The organism is Streptomyces sp. NPDC033174 (assembly GCF_055577795.1).
In genome coordinates, this window is the sequence record NZ_JBVIPQ010000013.1 from 13,663 (window position 1) to 32,627 (window position 18,965).

Below are 18,965 nucleotides of genomic sequence, written 5' to 3' on the forward strand. Positions count from 1 at the left end.
CAATCCGAGCAGCAGTGGGCAAGACACATATCGCCGTCGCTCTCGCGGTCGCGGCATGCCGGGCGGGCCATTCGATCTACTTCACCAGCCTCGACGACATGGTCCGCAACCTCAAAGCCGCCGAGGCCGCCGGGCGGCTGACCAGCAAGCTCGGCAGCTACCTCCGACCGGCCGTTCTCGTGGTCGACGAGGTGGGCTACCAGCCCCTCGAACGCGCAGAGGTAACCTGGTCTTCCAGGTGATCTCAAGCGCTACCACTGCCTCAAGAACCGGCTCGCCGCCATCGAACGCGACACAGACGCGGCCGGAACTTGAGTTCGCGCGTCACTGGGATCAGGCGATCTCCGGGCGCCGGCGCCGACCTTCCGGTGTGAACGTGAATCGATCGGCGAACTGGCCATCGCCACAGCGGACCGCGAGAAGCAACGGCGCTTCCCGACCCGGGGGCCATGACGAATCGGATCCAGGCTCGGTGCCATTCCACAGGTGGAAGGAGATCATCGGCTCTGCGATGTCCTTGGTGACATAACCGAGGGTTTTTCCGTAGAACGGGTTGGTTCCGCCGAACAGCACCGACGGAGGACCGAAGGCAGCAAGAACATCCGCCCATACTCGGTCGTGCTGGGCCCACGGACCGATCATGCTCCGCATTGACGCGTATGTCTCGGCGTCCAGCACTCGATCGGGCTTGAGCCACCCCTGTCGCCATGCGAACTCCGCGTATACGGAGGCCACGCTGGCATCGTGGTCGGATGGAAGTAGACGGCTGATGGCGCCTTTGACGCCAGTGGGGGGCCAAAGGCCTACTTCGCCCCAGGCGTGCTTCTGGTCACCCCAAACTTCGGGCCGTTGCTCAAGGAAGAGCAGATGGTCTATCGCCATCCAAGCGGCGAGCTCCACATCGCCGTACATCCCCGGCCTGCGCAGCACAAGGTTGAACTGATCGACGAGGTAGTTACGCATGCCGTCCGATGATGCGAGCACTGTGTCCACGGCCATCTGGACAGTCTCGCCTACAGCATCGGCGGACGAGCCAGCAGGCGGCAGAGGGCAGAACTCAACCAGAGACTGGTGCACATATCTCTGTACTCCGTGGTGCAGCCAGAGGAGTACGCCGACACCGTCCCTCGGTGCGCCCCCGCCTGACCGGACGCCGCCCGCGCCTGCGGGTCGTATCCGCGTGTCTGTGCGGGGGCTGGCTCCGAGCCGGCCGGGGAAGACAGGACCTAACTTGTGCGGGCGGGACGGAGCCGGCCCCCGCACACCACCGCACCCACCCCTTCAGCGGCCCTGCCGTCCTGGTTCCTCGAGGCGGTCAGAGCCAGCGGTAGTTGGAGTCGTCGAGCCCGGGGAGCAGAGCGGCGTTGGCGTCCTGGTCGGCTTCAGGAGCTGCAAGGCCTGCCACGGGCACAGGTGGGAAGAGGGCCATGTCCTTGGTGTCCTGATAGGGCACCCAGACCAGTTCGCCGGCGCCGGCGGTGTCGTCGTGTTCCACCTGGTGCAGGCTCGCGCGCACCCGGTCGTTGATGTTGAGCCGGAAGACCATGTGCAGTTTGCGCGGCGGGGTGGTTCCCGGGCGGCTGACCATGGCGTCCATCAGCCACGTGAAACGGGGCGGGGCGTCGGCCTGGCCGACGTCGAGACCCAGTTCCTCCATGAGTTCGCGGGCGAGAGCATCCGGGAGCGATTCCCCCGGCTCCACGTTGCCTCCTGGCAGGGTGTACTGCTCGATGCCGTTCTTGACGCGCTTGATGAGCGCGATGTCGTCGCCGTTGAAGACGACTGCGGCAGTGCGGATCTTGATGCGGTGAAACGGTGTCTCGGTGCTCACGGCGCGTTCTGTCCTTCGTCAGTGGCGATGGCGCGTGGATCAGTGGTGCGGTGGTTGCCCATGCCTGGCCGTCGCTCTTGCCATGCGGAGATGTCTCCCCAGGAGCGCATGCTGTCGGTGCCTGCAGGAGGGAAGGGGTTGTTCGCTCCGGCCGGATACAGGCGGGGGTAGTTGCGGACCTCGGTGTAGTCGCGGTCCAGCCGGCGGGCGATCTCGGCGCACGCCCGCAGCGTCACCCGATCACGGCGAGGCCACTGCCGGGGCAGCGGGCGGGCGGGGCCGAAGCCGGGGACGGTTTCCTTGCGTACCTGCACTGCGGCTTGCACCGCTTCGCGGAGGTAGATCTTTGCGGGCCGGCCTCGTGCAGAGCGTCGTTTCTCCAACCCCTCCGTGGCCGCTGGCCAGTGAGGCCAACGCGTCCACTCTTTGCTCACCGTCGCCTCGCTCACCGCCGTCCTTGACCAGCGGAAGCTACTGGCTGGGCGGATCGAGGAACTGCTGGAGGCCTCCGGAGTACGCCGCAGGCTCGCGGCCGGGATCTTCCTGCATGGCTGGGCCGCGGCGGCGCGTCTCGGCCCTGCGTGGGGTCAGATGCGCCAGGTGCGGATGCGGTCGGCGGCGTGGTAGACGGTGGCCTTACCGGCCTGGATGTCGCGCACCAGGTCGACCATCGCGCCGTACGGGGGGTCGATTCCCTCGCCAGAGGCGTGCATGTAGGCGGCGGTGACCTGGCAGGCGTACAAGCTGTTGCGGTACGGCAGCGGCTGCAGGCGGATCAGGGTGTGCAGGAGGGCTGCGGCGCGCCAGGCGGGGTCGGGGTCGGCGGTGGTGGGGCGGGGGATGCGGGTCTTGTGGCGGGCGACGGCGGCGACGAGGGCGGAGTAGTCGGCGACGGAGACGTCTTCGGGGACGGCCTGTTCCTGGACGTCGAGGAGCCAGGGGACGTCGATGTGGAGGATCATCAGGCGGCGTCCGCCCCGCGGTCACTACGGGCGGGCGGGGCTTCGTCGGGGAAGGCGTCGTCGAACTCGTCCCGGTGTGCATCGCCCCAGGAGACGGCGTAGCGGACGAACTGGCGGCGCTGGCGCTCGCGCAGCGGCAGGTCGTGGACGTACTGCTTGAGGGACTTGCCTTCGGCGGCCGCGGCGGCGCGGACCTCCTCCAGCTCCTCGTCGGTGAAGGTGACATTCAAGGACGGCATACCTCGATGGTACCTACTAGGTACCTGAGGGGCCAGGGCCGGTTTGGTCTCTGCATTTCCGCAGGTCACGGCGTGCCGGGGCCCTCGGCGGGCCAGTGGCCCGTCAGAGACAGGCGTTCGCGGCTTCACGGGGTTTTGGACCACACATGCAGGGTCCCGGTGACGGACGGGCTCGCGGTGACGCTCACGGCTTGGTCGATGTGCTCGATAACCGCCATGGCAACGGATCCTTCACTGGTCACGGAACACACTGCCGCACCGGGCACGACGCCCCGGCTGTTGCGCTTGTCCGCGTACTCATGCGAGTGCTCAGTGAGGTACGGATGAACGAACGTGCCCAGTTCGACGACGGTGTGAGTATCAGCCTCGAGACCGCGCCATGCCGAGGTGCCTGTGGCTTACTTGACGAGGTGGAAGTGTGGGTGCTGCAGCCAGGCACCGAGGAACTCCTGGTCGCCAACATGTCGGATCCAGCGGTCGCCGCCGCCCGTGTCGTAGGAGACTTCTCTGACGGTGCCGGGGAGAGATGCCACCAGCGCTCGTGCTCGGGCCAGGTCTGCGACTTCCTTCGTCTGATCGCGAGGGGTGGGGTATCCAAGGACGCCGTCGAAGTCGATCATCGCGTTGAGCCGGCGAGCGAAGGCAAGGGCGAGATGGCCGAGCAAAGTGTGGTTCACCTGCCCCGAAACGCCGGCGGCGAGTACGAGACCCTGAACTGGCGGCGGTGAGAAAGCCGAGTAATCCTCGTCTACTGCCGGGATGCAGTCGTCCTCGGAGAGAAAGAACATGCCCGCCCCTGCGGAATTGAGGGTGGGCATCTCAATGACTGCAGGCTCTCGGACTCGGAAGGCCAGGTCGCCACCAGTCTCAATTTCGACTAGATCACAGAACGCCTCCAGCCACGGGATCACACTGGCGCGTATCTCTTCGAAGATCCAGTGTTCGAAGAGCCACAGTCCCACTGCCGGTCCCGCCATGCTGCCCCCTGGATCGCGCGGCCCAGTGCCGTGTGGACCTGGTTCTACCAGGTCCACACGGAGAGCCGATCGATTTTGGGTCACGGACCCGCTGGTCAGGCCGCGTTGTCGCGTTCGATAGCGGCGAGGCGGTTCTTGAGTCGATAGCTGGGGCTTTGATGGAGACGACGTCGCAGTGGTGCAGGAGTCGGTCGAGGATGGCGGTGGTGACGCTCCGGGGTGGTACTCAAGTCGCCTCCCTGCGCTTGTATGTTGGGGCAGGCAAAGCCTCGATCGCCCCGGACAACTGATCGCGCACGACAAGCATGCCATCAAGGCACAGGCGTAGAGACGTCCCTGGTCCCCTTCTCGCCCTGGTCGGGTGGTGAACCGTGGTCCTGCGCGGCCTCGCGTCGCAGGGTGTCGGCGTACTCGTGAAAATGCGCACCTGAGTACGGATGAACGTGCTCAGGCCCAAGCGGTTCAACGGAAGGCGTTGGCGTTCTCCGAAGCCCACTGCCGGAACGGGCGGGCGGGCGTTCCAGTGATCCGTGCAACCGTGTCGCGCACCATCAGCAGCTCGTCGTTCACGTCTCCGCCCGTGACCTCGAGCACCGCTTCCGCGGCCTCGGCGCCGAAGACCGCGGCCATCTGTGCGTGGGCCTGCTGGCGGCTGATTTCGGCGAAGCAAACCTCCCGCCCCAGTGCTGCCGCGATGGCCTCGACCTGTTGTCGGGCGGTCACCGGCTCTGGACTGGTCAAGGCATACGTGCACCCGTGGTGGCCGGGCTCGGTCAGTGCCACCCGTGCCACCGCCGCGATGTCCGCAGGAGGGATGGTCGGCAGCGCGGTCTCGGCGTACGGCGCGCGGACGGTCTCGTGGCCACGGATGGAAGCCGCCCACATCAGGGCGTTCGAGGCGAACTGCGTCGGCCGCAGGATCGTCCAGGCCATGCCGCTTGCCTTGAGCATTTGCTCCACCGCCAGGTTCTCGCCGGCGGGGCCGAGGTGCGGGTGGGTCTGGACGGTGATGGACGACACCAGCACGACATGCTCCACACCCGCCTGCCGGGCGGCTTCGAGTATGTCGGCGTCCGAACCCAGACGTGACACAAGAAACAGCGAGCGCACCCCTTCGAACGCGGGCTTCAACGACGCCAGCTCTACAAAGTCGCCCTCCACGGCCTCGACCCCATCGGGGAGGGCGGCCCTGCGGCATCACGGGTGAGCCCCCTCAGCGGCCCGACACCGCGCGCGCAGCTCCTTCAGCAGGGCACTGCCTATATTTCCGGTCGCTCCGGTCACGAGGATCATGGGCGTGTCTTCCCGCCATCAGATGATCAAGTAGGCGACACGCTAGAACCTCAAGCATGCTTCAGGTCAAGGAGCGCCTGGCCACTCCCGCGGCTGGGCACGTACATCCGTACGCGACTGGGCACGTTCATGTGTACGCCGACACAGGGCCTGTTCGGAGCTGGCGCACCACTGGCTGGCCAGCGTGTGGCTGTCAGCTCACGCCGAGTTCTGAGCGCCGCCGTGCGTCGGCTGTCCTGGCCGCATAGGCAAGGCCGGTGTCCAGGCGGGCGGCCCTGTCAACATCTTGGTCTGCCGGGCCGTCCTTGGCTGGGGTGAGGTCGGCCAGGAGCAGGGGCATCTGGTTGCGGACGTCTTTCCAGGGCGCGCCGAGGGCGAGGCTGTGCTGGCGGAAGGCGGACACGGTGCGGTGGTGCCCGAAGCAGGCGGCCAGGATCGCGAAGGCGTGCGTGTCCTTAAGGACGGTGGTGGTCTCGCTCTCGTGCAGGTCGCTCGCCTGGTCCATCACGTCGTGCACGGTGAGGGTGCCGGTCTTGAGGGCGGCCAGGAGTCTGCGTCGGAGGGCGGCCTCCTCCCGCGGTACCGCGCCGACGGAGCGTGGCCGGGTTCCCGCGAGGAAGCTTCGACTCAACTCGGTGTCCAGGACGGCAACTGAGTCCAGTGCCGCCCGCAGGCGCTCCAGCACGGTAATGGCTGCCGGTAGCGGATCCGGACCCTTTGCCTCCCATGTGCGGTGCAGGGTGCGCATGCGGTCCGCCGCCTGGGCCCGGTCGGCAATCAGCCGCCCCGTGGGCTGCCCGGCTGCGTCCCGACGCAGCCGTGTCCGGCGCGCATTGCGGGCACGTCGCCGCTGGTAGCAGGCCTCACACTCCGCACCAGGTGCCGCGATCCGGATCTTCCCCGACCCGCAGATCACACAGCCGACCCGCGAGATCAGCACCTGCACGGGTGGCCGCCCGGTGCGGTGCTCTGGATCCAGGCGCCCTCCGCTCTGCCGGACCGTTCCGTACTTACGCCGCCGCCCCCGGCCACCGGCCCACCCCCTGACATCCCGGTTCGCCTTGCTGCGCGTCCTACCCGGCGCCGAGGGCCTGCACACCGCATCACCGCCGGCCCCATCGTCCGGCTCGGCAGCGGATGTGTCCCTTGGAAGGCGGTCGGGCCCCGCCGCACTGTGTGCGGCGGGGCCCGACTCATGCGTGGCCGAGGCGGGATTTGAACCCGCGACCTCTGGGTTATGAGCCCAGCGAGCTACCGACCTGCTCCACCCGGCGACCTCCACCGTAAGACGCCAAGGACACGCCGCGCGACGGGTTTTCCCCCAGGCCCTTGACACCCGTGGTCAGCTACGGCCGGCGTGCCCGGGCGGGGTCTTGCGGTTCATCCGAAGGCTGGAGCGGGGTTGTCGCCGGTCCAGTCGCCGTCGAAGAGGGCGGCAACGAGGCGTTCCTGGTTCGCGTCGTGCCCGTCCCCGTCGCCGACACATACAGCCCCCGGCTCCCGGGACGGCGCAGATGCCGCACCGCACGGGCCCCGGACCTGATCAGGGAATAGAGACCGAACGGGCTCATGGGACACAGCAGTCGCAGTGGCGGCGGTACTCACCGGCCCATCATCACGCACAGCCCCCAGTGTCTGCGGCCGAACCCTGTGGGTGGGCGTCGCACCGCGTCATGGGTGCGGCTGTTGCCGGTCGAGTCAGCTGCCGGTGTACCGTGTCCCGTCGAATTCGTAAGGCCATGAACTCCTGGCGGCGACGGACACCTCTCCGGAACCGGCGGGGACCTTCAGCACCGTCATCACCAGCATGCTCTGGGTATACGCAGCCCAGCGGATGCCCGTCGTACCCGTCCAGCCGCTGCTGGTGAATTCGCTGTACCGCCCGGGGCCCATGTCGATGGCGGTCTTGTTCACGGCCACGCACGCAACAAGGGCGCCGCCGTCCGCCGTGCGCCACAGGGGCCCGTGCGGTGTCCGCGTGGGCGTGCTGGTGATGTCGACCGATGCGGCGCCGAACTGTCCACGCACCTTCCGCTCGGCCGCCGCGAACTCGGTGCGGCCGGAATCGATCTCCTTGCTCCAGCGCGTCTTCTTCGCCTGAATGTTGTTCCTGCCCGTCACGTAGTCCCCCATGAGGCCGCAGACGGAGGAGGGAGGCGCTGCAAGGTTGGAGGTGTCGCCGCCGGTCACGGCCTGCCCGTCAGGCTTGGTGGCCGGCTTGGGCAGAGCGGTGGTCGACGGCGCCTGGACCTGGAAGGTCTTACGCCAGGGGCCGCCTTGCCGCTGGCGGTAGAGGGCCCAGGTCAATGAAGCCGACTTCTTCGTGTCGCCGACTACCCAGCCGGCGGACTCATAGGCGCCCAGGATCCAGCGGTCGTTGCGGTCCTGGCCGGAGGCGGTCCAGGCGTGGACTCCCGGCGCGGTCTCGGGCGAGTTGGTCGGTTCCGGTGGTGCCTTGGTGCCGTACTTCGCGGCGGTCTCCACCGCGGCCAGAACCTTGTCCAGCCACGGGCCCTCGGCGACACCGCGCCAGAACGCGGCGTCCTGACTGTCCACGTCCATGCGCCGGTTCAGATCCCTGACGATCTGGCGTGCCTGCGTGGTGTCCAGCGGCTTGACCTGCCGGGCAGGGGTGTTCGAAGACGCACCGGGCGCCTTCGCGTCGGGCGGCACGTCACAGCCGACCACCATGAGCAGCAGCGCAGCGACCATCGGTATGGAACGTCTCATCAGGCCCCCTGGTAGTGATCAAGTGCCGATCCTGCCGCAGCGACGCAAAGGTGTGCACTCTCGCGTCTGCGCACCGGATGGGATCCGGCCAAGCGAGCAGCCCCTCAAGGTCACCCATCAGTGGACGCGGCCGCGCACCGGGCCGGGGCGCACGCTCCCCGCACACAGAGGGAGGGGCGGCAGGCGAAGGGCGCGGCTGGGGCGGTCACCGCCGGCAGTGAAGCTGGTGCCGTTCCGTGGCGAGCTGGCCGATGAGGTCTACATCGCTGGAGGGCAGGGGGCGCCCGAGGAGCCGTGAGACGTCGCGGTGGAGGCGTAGCGCGGCGCTGTCGTCGTGCGCAACCAGGAGGGTGGACCACAGGGGTTCCGCAGGGGGCGTAGCGGCTTCAACCAGGGCGAGCAGTTCGACCTTGTCCGTGTGGTCGAGACGGCCGAGTTGGCGTATGCCAGTCTTTTCCTGGAGTTCCAGCCATGTGATGGTCCGGCGTTCGCGGGCCGCCTTCTTCAACGCGCCGCGGACGGCCGGGGCGAGCTTCTCCACCTTCTCGACGCGAGCCTGGTGGGCGGCGCGCTGTCTGGCCTCGGCCAGGGCTCGCTCCACAGCCGCGGCCTGCTCAGCCCGCTCCTGTTCCGCAGCCCGGCGCCGGGCCTCGCGCTCCCTTTTCCTGGCCTGTCTCCTTTCCTCACGTGCACGCTCTTCGGCGGCTCGCTGTACGACTCGAATGTGTTCCATCTGGGCCGTGAGGGCAGCGACGAAGTCCTTCTCCTCTTGCGAGGCGTCAGGGTCGTCCTTGAGCAGAGTGACGGCCTCGTAGTACAGCTCCTCGGTCGGCTTCTCCTTCAGCTGCTGCACCACCTTCCGCCGGCGCTGCGCGTGTGCCTCCAGCCGCCACTCACACCTGCGCAGCGCGAAGCGCAGCCGGTTGGCGTCGTCCGGGGCCAGGTTCGTTTCCAGGAGCCGCTGGATGGCGGTGGCAGAAGCCCGGATGCCCCTCGGACTGCCGTGGTCGATGTCGAGGTGGCGCAGCACCTCCTGGACAGGGTCGCTTCGCCGCGGGTTGTGGGCGGTGTGGCGGGTAATGGTGACGATCTCCCGCTCGGCCGACGCCCTTACCGTCCGCGGTGCGGCGGCCGGTGCACGGACGACGGCGGCCGGCTCGGTCCTGGAGATCAGGCCGTCGGGGGTCAGGGCGATGTCGTCGAGGTGTTCCCAGCGGCCTGTGCCCTGGCCGTGGATTTCGGTGCCGAACTGCATGATGCGGCCGCCCCCGGGACGGTCGTCGAAGCGCACGCGGTGCAGGTAACCGCGCTGGCTGAGTGCGTAGGGGTCGCGTACGCCGGGGCCCAGGATGGTCTCCCACGTGCTGGGGGCCGGTGGTGGTGGCCTGTGCCTGGACCAGCTCGGTCAGAGCGTCGACGAACGGCTGCGCAGCCGTCCCCGGCGGCAGGGCGGCAGCGGCCTGCTTGAGGCGCTCGTGCGCGGCGGGGAAGACGCCCTTGGCCCACGCGTCCTGTTCCTTGACTCGCTTGCTGTCCTCCTCGAAGGCGATTTCCATGATCGTGAGCGTCGGACAGTCGGGAGTGTGCCACGTCTCGCTGATACCGCCGCCGGTCTTCACGACGGCTATGCGGGTGTTGTCGGCGCCTGGCAGAGCAAGGCAGTCGGTGCAGTCCACTCGTTCCGTCTCCGGTCGATCGGTCATGGCGCGGCTCCTTTCACGGGAGGTCCAGACTGCCTCTGAATCACCGGCTGGGCCAGGGTCCGACCAGCGCCCACTCGCTTGTGCTGGTCGGGCTATGGGCATTGGAAGGGAGGTCGTTCAGCGTTGGGCGGTGCGCGAGGAAAACCTCTTAGCGGTCTTCCTCCGCCTGCTCGGTGCGGCGATGCCGACCTCGTCCCCTGCCCAGCGCCGGACGATCCCAGTGGCGGGCTTCTCCTGGGCTGGCTGCGGTGTGTTCAGCAGAGCCTTCGCGGCGGCAGGTCATCAACGGCGCCCACGGCGACCCACTGGGTGCCGTCCCATTCCTCGATCACACGCGGCGCGTCGGGCTCGACATCCGCCCCGCGGTGCCAGCCCGGGGCGAGCGACACCGCCCGCAGCTTCCCCACCGCTTGGGCACATCGCTCTTCTCGTCACCGCTCGGAACGGACATGACGCCGATGCTTCAGTTGTCCAGGGCCTGATCGACCTGGCTTTGTCCACGAGATCGGGTTCTGGCTCAGGTTTTGTGGCGGGTGACGCTCTGTCATTGCTCGATATCGAACAGCGGGATGGATGGTGATGGCGGAGCAAGGACTGTTCGAAGGCGGTTGAGGTTGGCTCGCCACTGCTTCCAGTCTTCCGGGTCGACCCAGTTCGAGGCTGGCCCGGCCTCCTCGCTGATGACGCGAGCGAGGGCCTCGTCAGCGAGCGTCCGGAGATCGTCAGGGAAGGCGGGCAGGGGTTCTTCAGGGCCGTAAGGTGTGTCGATTGGGTCGCCGCCAGGGCATTGCGCCGCAATCAGCGCGGCGGCGGCCACCGCCTCTTCTCCTTCGGCGAGCCAGCCGGTGGCGTCGACGGTGCGCGTGAGGATGCCACGTACCAGTGCCTCGCGCTCCTCGGGCCTGGCGTCGTCGAGAGCATTGGCGAAGTCCGCGGCCGTGTCGTTGTCGAAGGGGCCAGTGTCCCAGGTGCCCATGTTGATCTCCTCGTGTAGCTGCGCAAGGATCCTCGCATCAGCCGCCGACATTGCGATCACTGTGCGAGCAGTACGCGCTTCCGCAGGAACACTGTCGGCTCGTCTGAGCAGGGGTCACCGTCTTGCTGCGGCTCGAGGATCGGCGCGGGCCAGGCGCCCGGCTCCCGAGCACGGCACATGCGCACCGGCGGCAGTCCTCCGCCGGGACTGACGTGGAGAGGGAGTTGGAGAGGCGATCAGGGCCTCACGGCCGGTGGTGGGCGCGCCAAGCCTCGCACAGCTCCTTGAATTCCCGCTGTCGTTCGGCGAGCAGGTCGAGGGGCCGTTGCAGGTGGCAGTCCAGGACGTGCACGCCGTCGGCGATGGGCTCAAAGCCGATGCGTGACCAGGTGTCCGCGAGCTTGGCGGCCGCCTCGCGGTGCTCGGCTTCGGTCAGGTCGCGTCCGTCGGCCGAGCCGGGTTCGCACGCGACCGCGACGCAGTTCTGGCGACAGACGGCGGATGGCCGCGCCCGCCAGGACCGGGCCCAGTCCGAAACCGCGCCACGCAGGTTCCAGGATGACCCGGTCCATGACCAGCAGGTCCCCCACCGGATGGGCCAGTGCCTCCTCGAAGGCGCTGTCCCACTCCCCCGTGGCGGCGTCCAGCACCGTCTCGCCGATTCGGCAGACGTCCCCGGTGTAGGAGTCCATCGCTTCGAAGGGGTGATCGGGGCCGTCCATCCGCACCCGTGCAAAGACTCCGGCCTTTCTGCCACAGGGGCAGAAAGGCCGGAGTCTCACTTGCGATGATCTATTCACAAAACATCTTGATGATCACCCAAAGACGGAGTTGCGGTAGGGATTCCAGATGGGAGCCTTAGCTTCCTCCATCTTCTCCAGCAGGCCGTCTACGCCGTTCGATGCCGCATATTCAAGCTCATCGCCATACACGGGGACTGCCATCAAGAATTCAACATGTCGACCATCGGTCAAGGATACGGGAGCGGGATAGTTATCCATGGGCTCGAGGAGCATAAAGCCTGCAAGAGGGGATCCCTCTATCAAGCCTTGAGTCGCCCTATAGGTGTGACCCGCGCTCATCTCATCCCCGGTCAATTGCGCGTAGATCCCGAGCCGCGCCAAGGGGCTTGCGATATCGTCGAATTCTGGGGTCAAGGCAGCAAAAAACTCCCGCCGATGCTCGGCCTGTCGCCCCGGGAGAGGATAGTCGCTGGCTCCCACGGTTGCGTAAAAATTCACGCCTTCGGTGGCATCGCTGGATCGCCATTTGAGAATTCCTACCGTGAAGGCATCCTTCTGAAAGGCGGCTTCACGGTCTGGCGCGCCCCACTCTGCCACGTAGTAAGAGCGAACGTCGGCATGGATCGTCACGGCTTACCTCCAAAAGGCCACCATACACCAGAGGGCCACCCCGAAGGCCACCACTGTCCAGGGCCGTCCCCTAGTAGCCTATCTTGCTTGCTCGCATTGCAGGATTTACAGGCCCCTGTGGTGTTTCCTGGACGATTAACGCGATCCGACCGCACGTCCCGACTGCTCAGCCAGCCACCACTATCCCAGTCCGACTTTTGCGGATCAACATGCTCGAATTCTGCAGACGGCGCCTGGCCACAGTAGGGGCAAGTAGGCGACTTTTCTATCGCAGTCTTCCGCACAAACGTGGTCGGGCGCTTATACATACTACGGAAATATTTAGGTGTCAAATCTTCAGTACAGTTATGGACCAGGACCGGCGCGCTTCCTGCGAGCACATAGTACGTGTGGAGGTCGGCGACAGTGAAGTTGTAGACGGTTGCGGTCTGGGTCCACCGCTTGACTGCTGCAACTTGGACGTGGGTGCCGGAACTGGTGCGGAGCCACTGGCCGGGGGTGAGGTCCTTTGCGTCGACCCATTTCTTGAGGGTTGGGACCCAGAAGGGGTGGCCGTCGGTCGCGGTGACTGACGAGACTTCGTCTCCGTCGCCTTCATCGAGCGTGATCTGGACAAGGTTCTTGGTCCCCTTGCCTCTAATCGTGGCCGTGACTTCTTTTGCGGCCGTCTCGCCGGTGAGCGGGTCTGTGGCCAGGACCGTGTCGCCTATCTCGACGTCTTCGATGGGCTCGGTCGTGCCGTCTTCTTTCTCCACGAGGGTGTCAGCGGTGAAGCTGTTCCGGAGACACGTACCTCGGGTAGCCGCCATAAGGATGGCACTGAAGGTGATTTTCGCTGAACCTTCGGCGCTATTTCCGTTCCAGAAGTCACTGCCGATATCGCCAGCCCTGGACACTGTTCCTTCGACAGCATTCTGGCCCATGTTCTGGGGAAGTCGGTTCCACAGGTCACCCAGGGCTTCCTTGCAGGTTCCGTCCCACGTGACACAGTTTCCTATGTTGCCGAATTCTGTGGACGCCGCATCCCATACAGAATTTCCGAAATTGATTACTTCTTTATCGAGTGCACTGTCGAAATCTCTTACCCAGCCGGTCCAGCCCCCGTCGCCGCTATCCCCACTGTCGCTGTTATTGGTCCCACCCCCTTCGGGGGCGAATTTTATGTTCTTGGTCCGGGGCGCCGGGTTGTTGTTCTTGGGAAGAGCTGTGTCGTTCTCGCAGCGACCGTTCCCACCGTCGAGGCACATGCCGGTGGGGTCGGAGTATGTAGTCGGGTTGTTCCCGGCGTAGCCATAGCCGTTGAGCGTTTGAGGCTTGTCGATTTCCAGGAGTGGATCGACGCTGATGAACTGCCCGAGGTTGGGATCGTAGTCGCGTGCGCCGATGTGAGTGAGGCCGGTTGTGGTGTCGATGTCTCCGCCGACGAAGCCCTTCTGGCCGGGCCAGAAGGCGGGTGTGGCGCCGCGCTGACCGCCGTACGGGAGGGTCTTGCGGCGGTTGAAAGTGAGGGTGGCGGCGCTGACCGAGAGGGTGTTGGTGTTGTGGTGGTCGGAGACGAGGAGGCGGACCTTGCCGTCGGTGCTGGTGCGGATGGCGGAGCCGCCAGGGACCGTGTAATAGCGATTACCGATGAGGGTGCTGGTGGCCTTGGCGAGGACGAGTTCCTGGCCGCCGGGCAGATACAAGGTGGTGGCAGTGGGTTCACGCTTGAGGAGGCGGGTGCCTGCGGTGTCGTAGAGGAAGGAGGTGACGGCGCCGGAGATGGTGGAGGTCTTGAGTTTTCCTTCTTCGTTCCAGGTCAGGTCCTGGACGGCGCCTTGGGCGGGGACCTTCTTGGTGAGGTTGCCTGCCTCGTCGTAGGCATAGGTGTCGCTTCCGGTTGCTCCGCCGGTTGCGGTGACGCTGCGTACGGCGTGGGCCTGGGCCGCGCCTGCGGTGGTCGGGTACGTGTAGGTGCGGGTGGTGTCGGCCGTGATGGAGCCAGCCTTGTGGAGTGTTTCCGTCTTGCGCTGGACGGTGTTGGTGAACGTCCAGCTGGTCCAGTACGGGTCGACGGTGCCGAGGGTGGGGGTGCCGGAGCCGTTGACGGGCTTGGTCGCGCAGGCGTCGCCGGTGGTCCAGGCCTCGGTTATGCGCCGGGCCCAGTCGTAGGCGAAGCACTGGTCGTCGGCGATGGTGCCGTCGTTCTGCTCGTCCCGGACGCGGGTGATGTTGCCGGCCGGGTCGTAGGTGTAGTCGATGTTGGAGAGTGTGGAGGGGGCTGCGGCGTCCCGGTCGATGGTCGATTGCATCAGCCGGCGGGTGGAGGTCTCGTAGGTGAGGGTCTGGTACACCATCTTGCCGAGGTTGCCGAGCTGCGCCTGTTCGAGTTCGCCGAAGGGGGTGTAGCCGGCGCCGCGGAGGTAGACCTGGGAGAGAGTGCCGTCGACGATGGCGAGCTGGTCCTGGGCGCCGTAGTGGCTGGTGACGGTTTCCGCGGGCAGCGCCGTGGTGGCGTTGGTGTTGCCCGTGCTGAAGGTCGTCGTCTTCGGCAGGCCGTTCACCGGTGTCGCGGTGGTGGCGAGCGTGTAGGTGCCGGCGAGTTCCTCTTCGCCTGTCACGGTGGGGATGGTGACGGTGGTGCCGGTGGGGCTGCCTGCGGGGTCGTAGCCGGTGACGGCTGTGGTGTAAGCGGCGTTCGCTGTGATGGAGGAGTCGTAGCGGACGGACGTTGCGGGAAGGCCCTTGCCGCCGGGGGCGGTGTCGTAGGTCCACTCGGCGAATTTGGTTCCGGTGACGGAGCCGGTGCGCAGGCTGGTCCTGCGGCCCAGTTCGTCATAGGTCGTGGCGAGCGTCTTGCCACGGGCGTCGGTGACGCTCTGGGGTCGGCCATCGGCGCCGTAGACGGTGGTGCTCTTGCCCTTGTCCGGGTCGGTGGTGACCGTCTGCCGACCGCGCAGGTCGTAGGTGTACGTCCAGGAATTGCTTCCGGTGGCGTCGGTGAGCGTGGCCAGACGGCCCGCCTGGTCGTATGCGCGGGAAGTCTTCTCGTACTGGGTCGCAGCCGCACCGATGAGGGGGGTGCGGTCCTTGTACTGGCGGTGCTCTGTGGTGCGGCCGCGGACGTCGTTGAGGGTCAGGGAGGCTGTTCCGCCGGCGGGGGGAACGGTGGCGGTCCAGAAGTCGCCGTAGGTGTTGGTCGTGCGCCACTTCTCCACGTTCAGCGACAGAGTGATCGAGGCGGTGGTGCGGCCTCGGCCGTCGTACTCGTTGAGGGTGGCGCTGGGGATCTGGTTGTCGGCCACCGAGTAGATGGTTCCGGAGACGGCGTCGCCGTTGAAGAACGGTGCGTTGCTCCGGTAGGCGCGGCCGTGGGTGTCGTAGAAGGAGTCGCTGATGACGCGGCCGGCGGTGCTGATCGCATCCGTCTGGGTCTGACGGCTTCGCAGCAGTGAGTCGTAGATGGTGATCGAGGTGCCCCAGGTGCCGTCTTCGTACAGCTTCTTCGCCGTGACGGTGGAGGGGGCGGTGTTGGAGAGGTTGTAAGTGAAGGTGGCGTTGGGCTGCTCGGTGGTGGCGCGGCCCGCGCTCCAGCCCTTAAGCAGACGGCCGAGGGAGTCGTACTGGCTGCTGCTGGTGCGACTGTTGGCGCCAGTGGCAGTAAGAGTCAGGCCGCGGATGCCGTCCAGCGTGGTGCTGCTGACGTGGCCCTTGGCATTGGTGACGGTGATCTTGGTGGGCTGGGCGCCGGCGGCGGGCGTGTAGGCGGTGGTGGTGGTCTGGTCGTCCTCGCCCTTCGCGGTCAGGATCCGACCGTACTGGTCGTAGGTGGACTCAGCCGTGGTGTCCCAGACGGGTGCACTGTCGAGGCCGAACTTGGAAGCCTGCTCCGTCTTGGTGACGTGTGCCTTGCCGACAGCAGGCGCCGCTCCGGATGCCTTGCTGTCATAAAAGGTCCGGGACTTGCTCGTGACCTCGCTGTTGGTCGGGGTGAGCGTGCAGTTGCTCTGGTTGCTGGTGGTGATCTCGCTCGGGTAGGAGATCAACCAGTTGGCGGTGTCGGGGGTGACGTAGCTGGTGCGGGTGCACTTGCGTTCGACGGTCCCGGCTCCGTCATCGCCTTCGCTGGTGAGCAGGCCGTAGGTGTCCTCGTAATCGCGGCTGGTGGTGAGGGTTTGCCAGGTGGTTCCGTCGTCCAGGAGGGTCTGCGCCTTCTCCGTGGCCGTGCCGGAATGACGGGCCACCTTGGCGGGCAGTGTGGGTGCCGGGTCGTTGGGCTTGTCGGGGTCGGTGATGCCCTTGACCGACTGGGTGGCCGTGGCGGAGGACTGCCACGGGTAGTAGTAGGTCCTGGCGACGACCTTGCTGCCGGTTCCGTCCTTGTCGAAGGTCCAGTCGCCCGCGGCGCGGCCGGCGAAGTCCTCGCGGTCGGTCAGACCGTTGATCGTGGGCACGCTGCGGGCGCTGCCGTCGGCGAGGGTGTCACCGGCCATGCCGAGGAAATAGGTCTTGGAGGTCTTGACGCGGTTGGTGGCGCCGACGTAGGTGCGCACGGTGCCGTAGCCGCGGAAGACGTTCCAGGAGCGGTGCTTGTCGAGGGTGAACTCGCCGGTGTCACGGCGCCAGTTGGGTCCGCCGACGTATTCGTACGTGGTGGTCTTGGACTGCGAGCCGGTGCCTGCAGTCGTGTCGTCCTCGATGATCTGGGTGACGAGGTACTTGTGGAACCAGTCCTTGACCTCATCGACGGCGCCGTCCGGCGTCCACCAGGAGGGGTAGCAGCGCTTGCTGTTGGTGTCGACGGCAGGGAGCGTGCTGGCGGTGCATTCGGTCGGGCTGTAGGAGACCAGGGTCTGGCCGCCGGTCTCGTTGGTGATCTTGGTGATGCGCTTCTTGTTCAGCGGCGGGCGGCCTTCTGCCGCGTTCACGCGGTTGGCCATCATGTCGCCGCCGAAGACGGTCGCGGGCATCGTGATGTTGGCCAGGGCGCCGGCCTGGCTGATGCGCTGGACGGAGTCGAGCCACAGCGAGGGCGTGGAGGTGTCCCCGGTGGGCGGGAAGGACTGGGCGAGGTTGAAGGTGTCTGCCGGCTGCAGGGCGGTGTCGACCAGCGAGTACGTCTTGATGCTGGTGAGGCGCTTGCGGGACCAGAACGACGGCGAGGCCTGGAGACACTGGGTGCCGGCGGTGCAGTCGACGTCCACGGGGACGTCGGGCCAGCTCGTCGCGTGCGCCTCGTCGAAGGTGCAGTCCGCCGCAACGCACCGGTCGGCCACAGTGAACGTGACGCGGCCGGCCGGAAGGGCCGTGGAGTACGCCGCGCCGGCGCGCAGACCGTAGTCGATCCGGGTCAGGTAGCCGCCGCGGGTGTAGGGCGTGGGGGCGTCCGTCTTGCTGTTCTGTGCGTAGTAGCCGGTTTCCTTGGCGTAGGACAGGGTCATGGCGTTGCCATGGGGGTCGACGACGTAGTCGAGGTTCCAGCGCCAGCCCTGCTGTTCGGCGGAGGAGGCGTAGTCGCTGCCGTGGCCCTGCTCGCCGGTGTGGTTGCCGTATACCGGTACGGAGAAGACGGAGTTGGTTTCACTCTTGCCGGTGGTCCAGCCGGGCAGGCGGTTCTTGCCGAACCAGTACTGGGTGCCGTCGAGGGTGGTCACCTTCCAGTACTCGAAGTCGTCATCGCCGGAGTTGTTGTCGGTGGTGTCGTAGATGCGCTGGACCCGGTAGCCGTCGTCGTTCGCGAGCTTGAAGGTGCTCTTGGCCGCGTCCCAGACGAGTTCGTTGGAGGAGCCGTTGAGGGAGAGGGTGGCGTTCTCCGACTTCCAGCACAGGTCGCCGGTCTTGACGGTGTTGTTGCCGCCCTGCTTGTCGTTCTCGCAGGGCGCGTAGCGGCGTTCGATGAACCCGGGCGAGTACTCCCAGCCTTCGCCGATCCAGGAGGTCTGATTGTTCGTCGATGCGGTGCGGCCGTCGACGGAGGAGGAGTTGTACGACAGGCCGACCTTGGGGGTGAGTCCACCGGGCGACGGAGGGACGTCGATGGGCACGTTCCAGCCGAAGCCGCCTGAGTTGCCGCCGGCGGACCAGGAGCCGGAGGGCGCGAGGGAGGTGGCTTTGAACGAGCCCTCGTCCCCGCTGGTACCGGCGGTGGCGGCCAGGACTGTGGTCGCGCTGGCCGTAGCGGCCATCGTCGACGTGCCGGACGTCTTCTCGGCACTGGCCGTGGGCAGGGGGGCCATGGCGGTGAGGGTGTGGGTCTTGCTGTTGTTCTTCGTTGCCAGCGGGGTGGTCTTGCGGCAGGCGGGCTTGCTCGGGGTGGTCAGCGCGCAGGCCGGGAGGGTGGCCAGGTGGAGGCGGGAGGACCAGCCGGCGCCGTAGGCGTCACGGATGCTGCTGTAGTCCACCTCGACCTGCACAGGGCCTGCCGCGGTCTGAGTGTCCGCGTTCTGGACCGACATCAGCAGGCCCTTGATGCCTGCCTTCTGGGTGGACTTGCGGTCCTTCACGGACACCCGCAGGTGCTTTGCGGCAGGCTTCGCCGACGTGCTGGTCGCCTTCTTTGAGGGAGCGGCGGGTGCAACCCTCAGGGGCAGGCCTCCGATCTTCGCGGCGGCTGAACCCGATGGGGAGGCGGGCAGGCTCAGGTCGGCCCGTCCCGATGTCGGCCAGGTGACCGGCGCCGGCTTCCAGGTGGCCGAGTTCCGCTTCACGAAGCGAGCCTTCGGCTGAGGCAAGTCCTTGCCCTCGACCGACTTAGTCTTCGGAACAGCGGGAGGCTTGAATTCCCCGTCTGCGGCGGCCCAGGCGGGCGCGGACAGCAGAGAAACGCTGAGCGCCATCGATATCGCCCCGGAAATTCCCGTACGCAGACGCCGTCCCGGCTGTCTGCCGGGCCGAGCGTAAAA

13 protein-coding genes, 1 tRNA gene and 2 pseudogenes are annotated in these 18,965 nt (G+C 66.8%); 1 reads left to right on the forward strand and 15 read right to left on the reverse strand.

The features are described from left to right. Positions 1–14: 14 nt before the first annotated feature. A pseudogene (locus ACZ5VC_RS30730) lies at positions 15–315 on the forward strand (ATP-binding protein); the annotation flags it as partial. A gap of 18 nt (positions 316–333) precedes the next feature. On the opposite strand, the gene ACZ5VC_RS30735 reads toward ACZ5VC_RS30730, so the two are convergent. The 15 genes and pseudogenes from ACZ5VC_RS30735 to ACZ5VC_RS30805 all read right to left on the reverse strand — a co-directional run bounded on the left by ACZ5VC_RS30735 (position 334) and on the right by ACZ5VC_RS30805 (position 18,572). Further along, positions 334–999 (reverse strand): hypothetical protein, encoded by a 666-nt coding sequence (locus tag ACZ5VC_RS30735; RefSeq protein ID WP_469123246.1) that lies wholly within the window; start codon positions 997–999, stop codon positions 334–336. 316 nt (positions 1,000–1,315) lie between these two features. Beyond that, entirely contained in the window at positions 1,316–1,831 is a 516-nt protein-coding gene (locus ACZ5VC_RS30740; protein ID WP_469123247.1) for an NUDIX hydrolase, read from the reverse strand. Then, complete coding sequence (locus tag ACZ5VC_RS30745) at positions 1,828–2,145, reverse strand: hypothetical protein (protein ID WP_469123248.1); 318 nt, start codon at positions 2,143–2,145, stop codon at positions 1,828–1,830. The genes ACZ5VC_RS30740 and ACZ5VC_RS30745 overlap by 4 nt, the downstream gene beginning before the upstream one ends. A gap of 273 nt (positions 2,146–2,418) precedes the next feature. Continuing rightward, positions 2,419–2,793: a toxin Doc gene (locus ACZ5VC_RS30750; protein WP_469123249.1), complete on the reverse strand. Its 375-nt coding sequence runs from the start codon at positions 2,791–2,793 to the stop codon at positions 2,419–2,421. After that, positions 2,793–3,032: a hypothetical protein gene (locus tag ACZ5VC_RS30755; protein WP_469123250.1), complete on the reverse strand. Its 240-nt coding sequence runs from the start codon at positions 3,030–3,032 to the stop codon at positions 2,793–2,795. The genes ACZ5VC_RS30750 and ACZ5VC_RS30755 overlap by 1 nt, the downstream gene beginning before the upstream one ends. Before the next feature lie 398 nt (positions 3,033–3,430). Next, on the reverse strand, positions 3,431–4,009 hold the full coding sequence (locus tag ACZ5VC_RS30760) for a DUF6368 family protein (RefSeq protein ID WP_469123251.1): 579 nt from the start codon (positions 4,007–4,009) through the stop codon (positions 3,431–3,433). 462 nt (positions 4,010–4,471) lie between these two features. Continuing rightward, positions 4,472–5,302, reverse strand: a pseudogene (locus ACZ5VC_RS30765) (NAD(P)H-binding protein). Positions 5,303–5,495: 193 nt separating this feature from the next. Continuing rightward, a complete protein-coding gene (locus ACZ5VC_RS30770; RefSeq protein WP_469123252.1) occupies positions 5,496–5,987 on the reverse strand; it encodes a hypothetical protein in 492 nt (163 codons plus the stop codon). A gap of 515 nt (positions 5,988–6,502) precedes the next feature. Next, positions 6,503–6,576, reverse strand: a tRNA-Met gene (locus ACZ5VC_RS30775). Positions 6,577–7,000: 424 nt separating this feature from the next. Further along, complete coding sequence (locus tag ACZ5VC_RS30780; protein ID WP_469123253.1) at positions 7,001–8,032, reverse strand: hypothetical protein; 1,032 nt, start codon at positions 8,030–8,032, stop codon at positions 7,001–7,003. Positions 8,033–8,237: 205 nt separating this feature from the next. Next, complete coding sequence (locus ACZ5VC_RS30785) at positions 8,238–9,323, reverse strand: hypothetical protein (RefSeq protein WP_469123254.1); 1,086 nt, start codon at positions 9,321–9,323, stop codon at positions 8,238–8,240. A 666-nt stretch (positions 9,324–9,989) separates the two neighbouring features. Then, complete coding sequence (locus ACZ5VC_RS30790) at positions 9,990–10,142, reverse strand: DUF6087 family protein (RefSeq protein ID WP_469123255.1); 153 nt, start codon at positions 10,140–10,142, stop codon at positions 9,990–9,992. Positions 10,143–10,279: 137 nt separating this feature from the next. Continuing rightward, a complete protein-coding gene (locus ACZ5VC_RS30795) occupies positions 10,280–10,711 on the reverse strand; it encodes a DUF4259 domain-containing protein (protein WP_469123256.1) in 432 nt (143 codons plus the stop codon). 815 nt (positions 10,712–11,526) lie between these two features. Continuing rightward, positions 11,527–12,084, reverse strand: a complete 558-nt coding sequence (locus ACZ5VC_RS30800) for a suppressor of fused domain protein (RefSeq protein WP_469123257.1) — start codon at positions 12,082–12,084, stop codon at positions 11,527–11,529. Then, on the reverse strand, positions 12,081–18,572 hold the full coding sequence (locus tag ACZ5VC_RS30805) for a polymorphic toxin-type HINT domain-containing protein (RefSeq protein ID WP_469123258.1): 6,492 nt from the start codon (positions 18,570–18,572) through the stop codon (positions 12,081–12,083). The genes ACZ5VC_RS30800 and ACZ5VC_RS30805 overlap by 4 nt, the downstream gene beginning before the upstream one ends. Positions 18,573–18,965 lie beyond the last annotated feature (393 nt).

Excerpts from the sequence above, each read along its gene's own strand:
- ACZ5VC_RS30735 (WP_469123246.1), bottom strand. The coding sequence starts at position 999 with ATGGCCGTGGACACAGTGCTCGCATCATCGGACGGCATGCGTAACTAC.
- ACZ5VC_RS30750 (WP_469123249.1), bottom strand. The coding sequence starts at position 2,793 with ATGATCCTCCACATCGACGTCCCCTGGCTCCTCGACGTCCAGGAACAG.
- ACZ5VC_RS30755 (WP_469123250.1), bottom strand. The coding sequence starts at position 3,032 with ATGCCGTCCTTGAATGTCACCTTCACCGACGAGGAGCTGGAGGAGGTC.
- ACZ5VC_RS30760 (WP_469123251.1), bottom strand. The coding sequence starts at position 4,009 with ATGGCGGGACCGGCAGTGGGACTGTGGCTCTTCGAACACTGGATCTTC.
- ACZ5VC_RS30780 (WP_469123253.1), bottom strand. The coding sequence starts at position 8,032 with ATGAGACGTTCCATACCGATGGTCGCTGCGCTGCTGCTCATGGTGGTC.
- ACZ5VC_RS30795 (WP_469123256.1), bottom strand. The coding sequence starts at position 10,711 with ATGGGCACCTGGGACACTGGCCCCTTCGACAACGACACGGCCGCGGAC.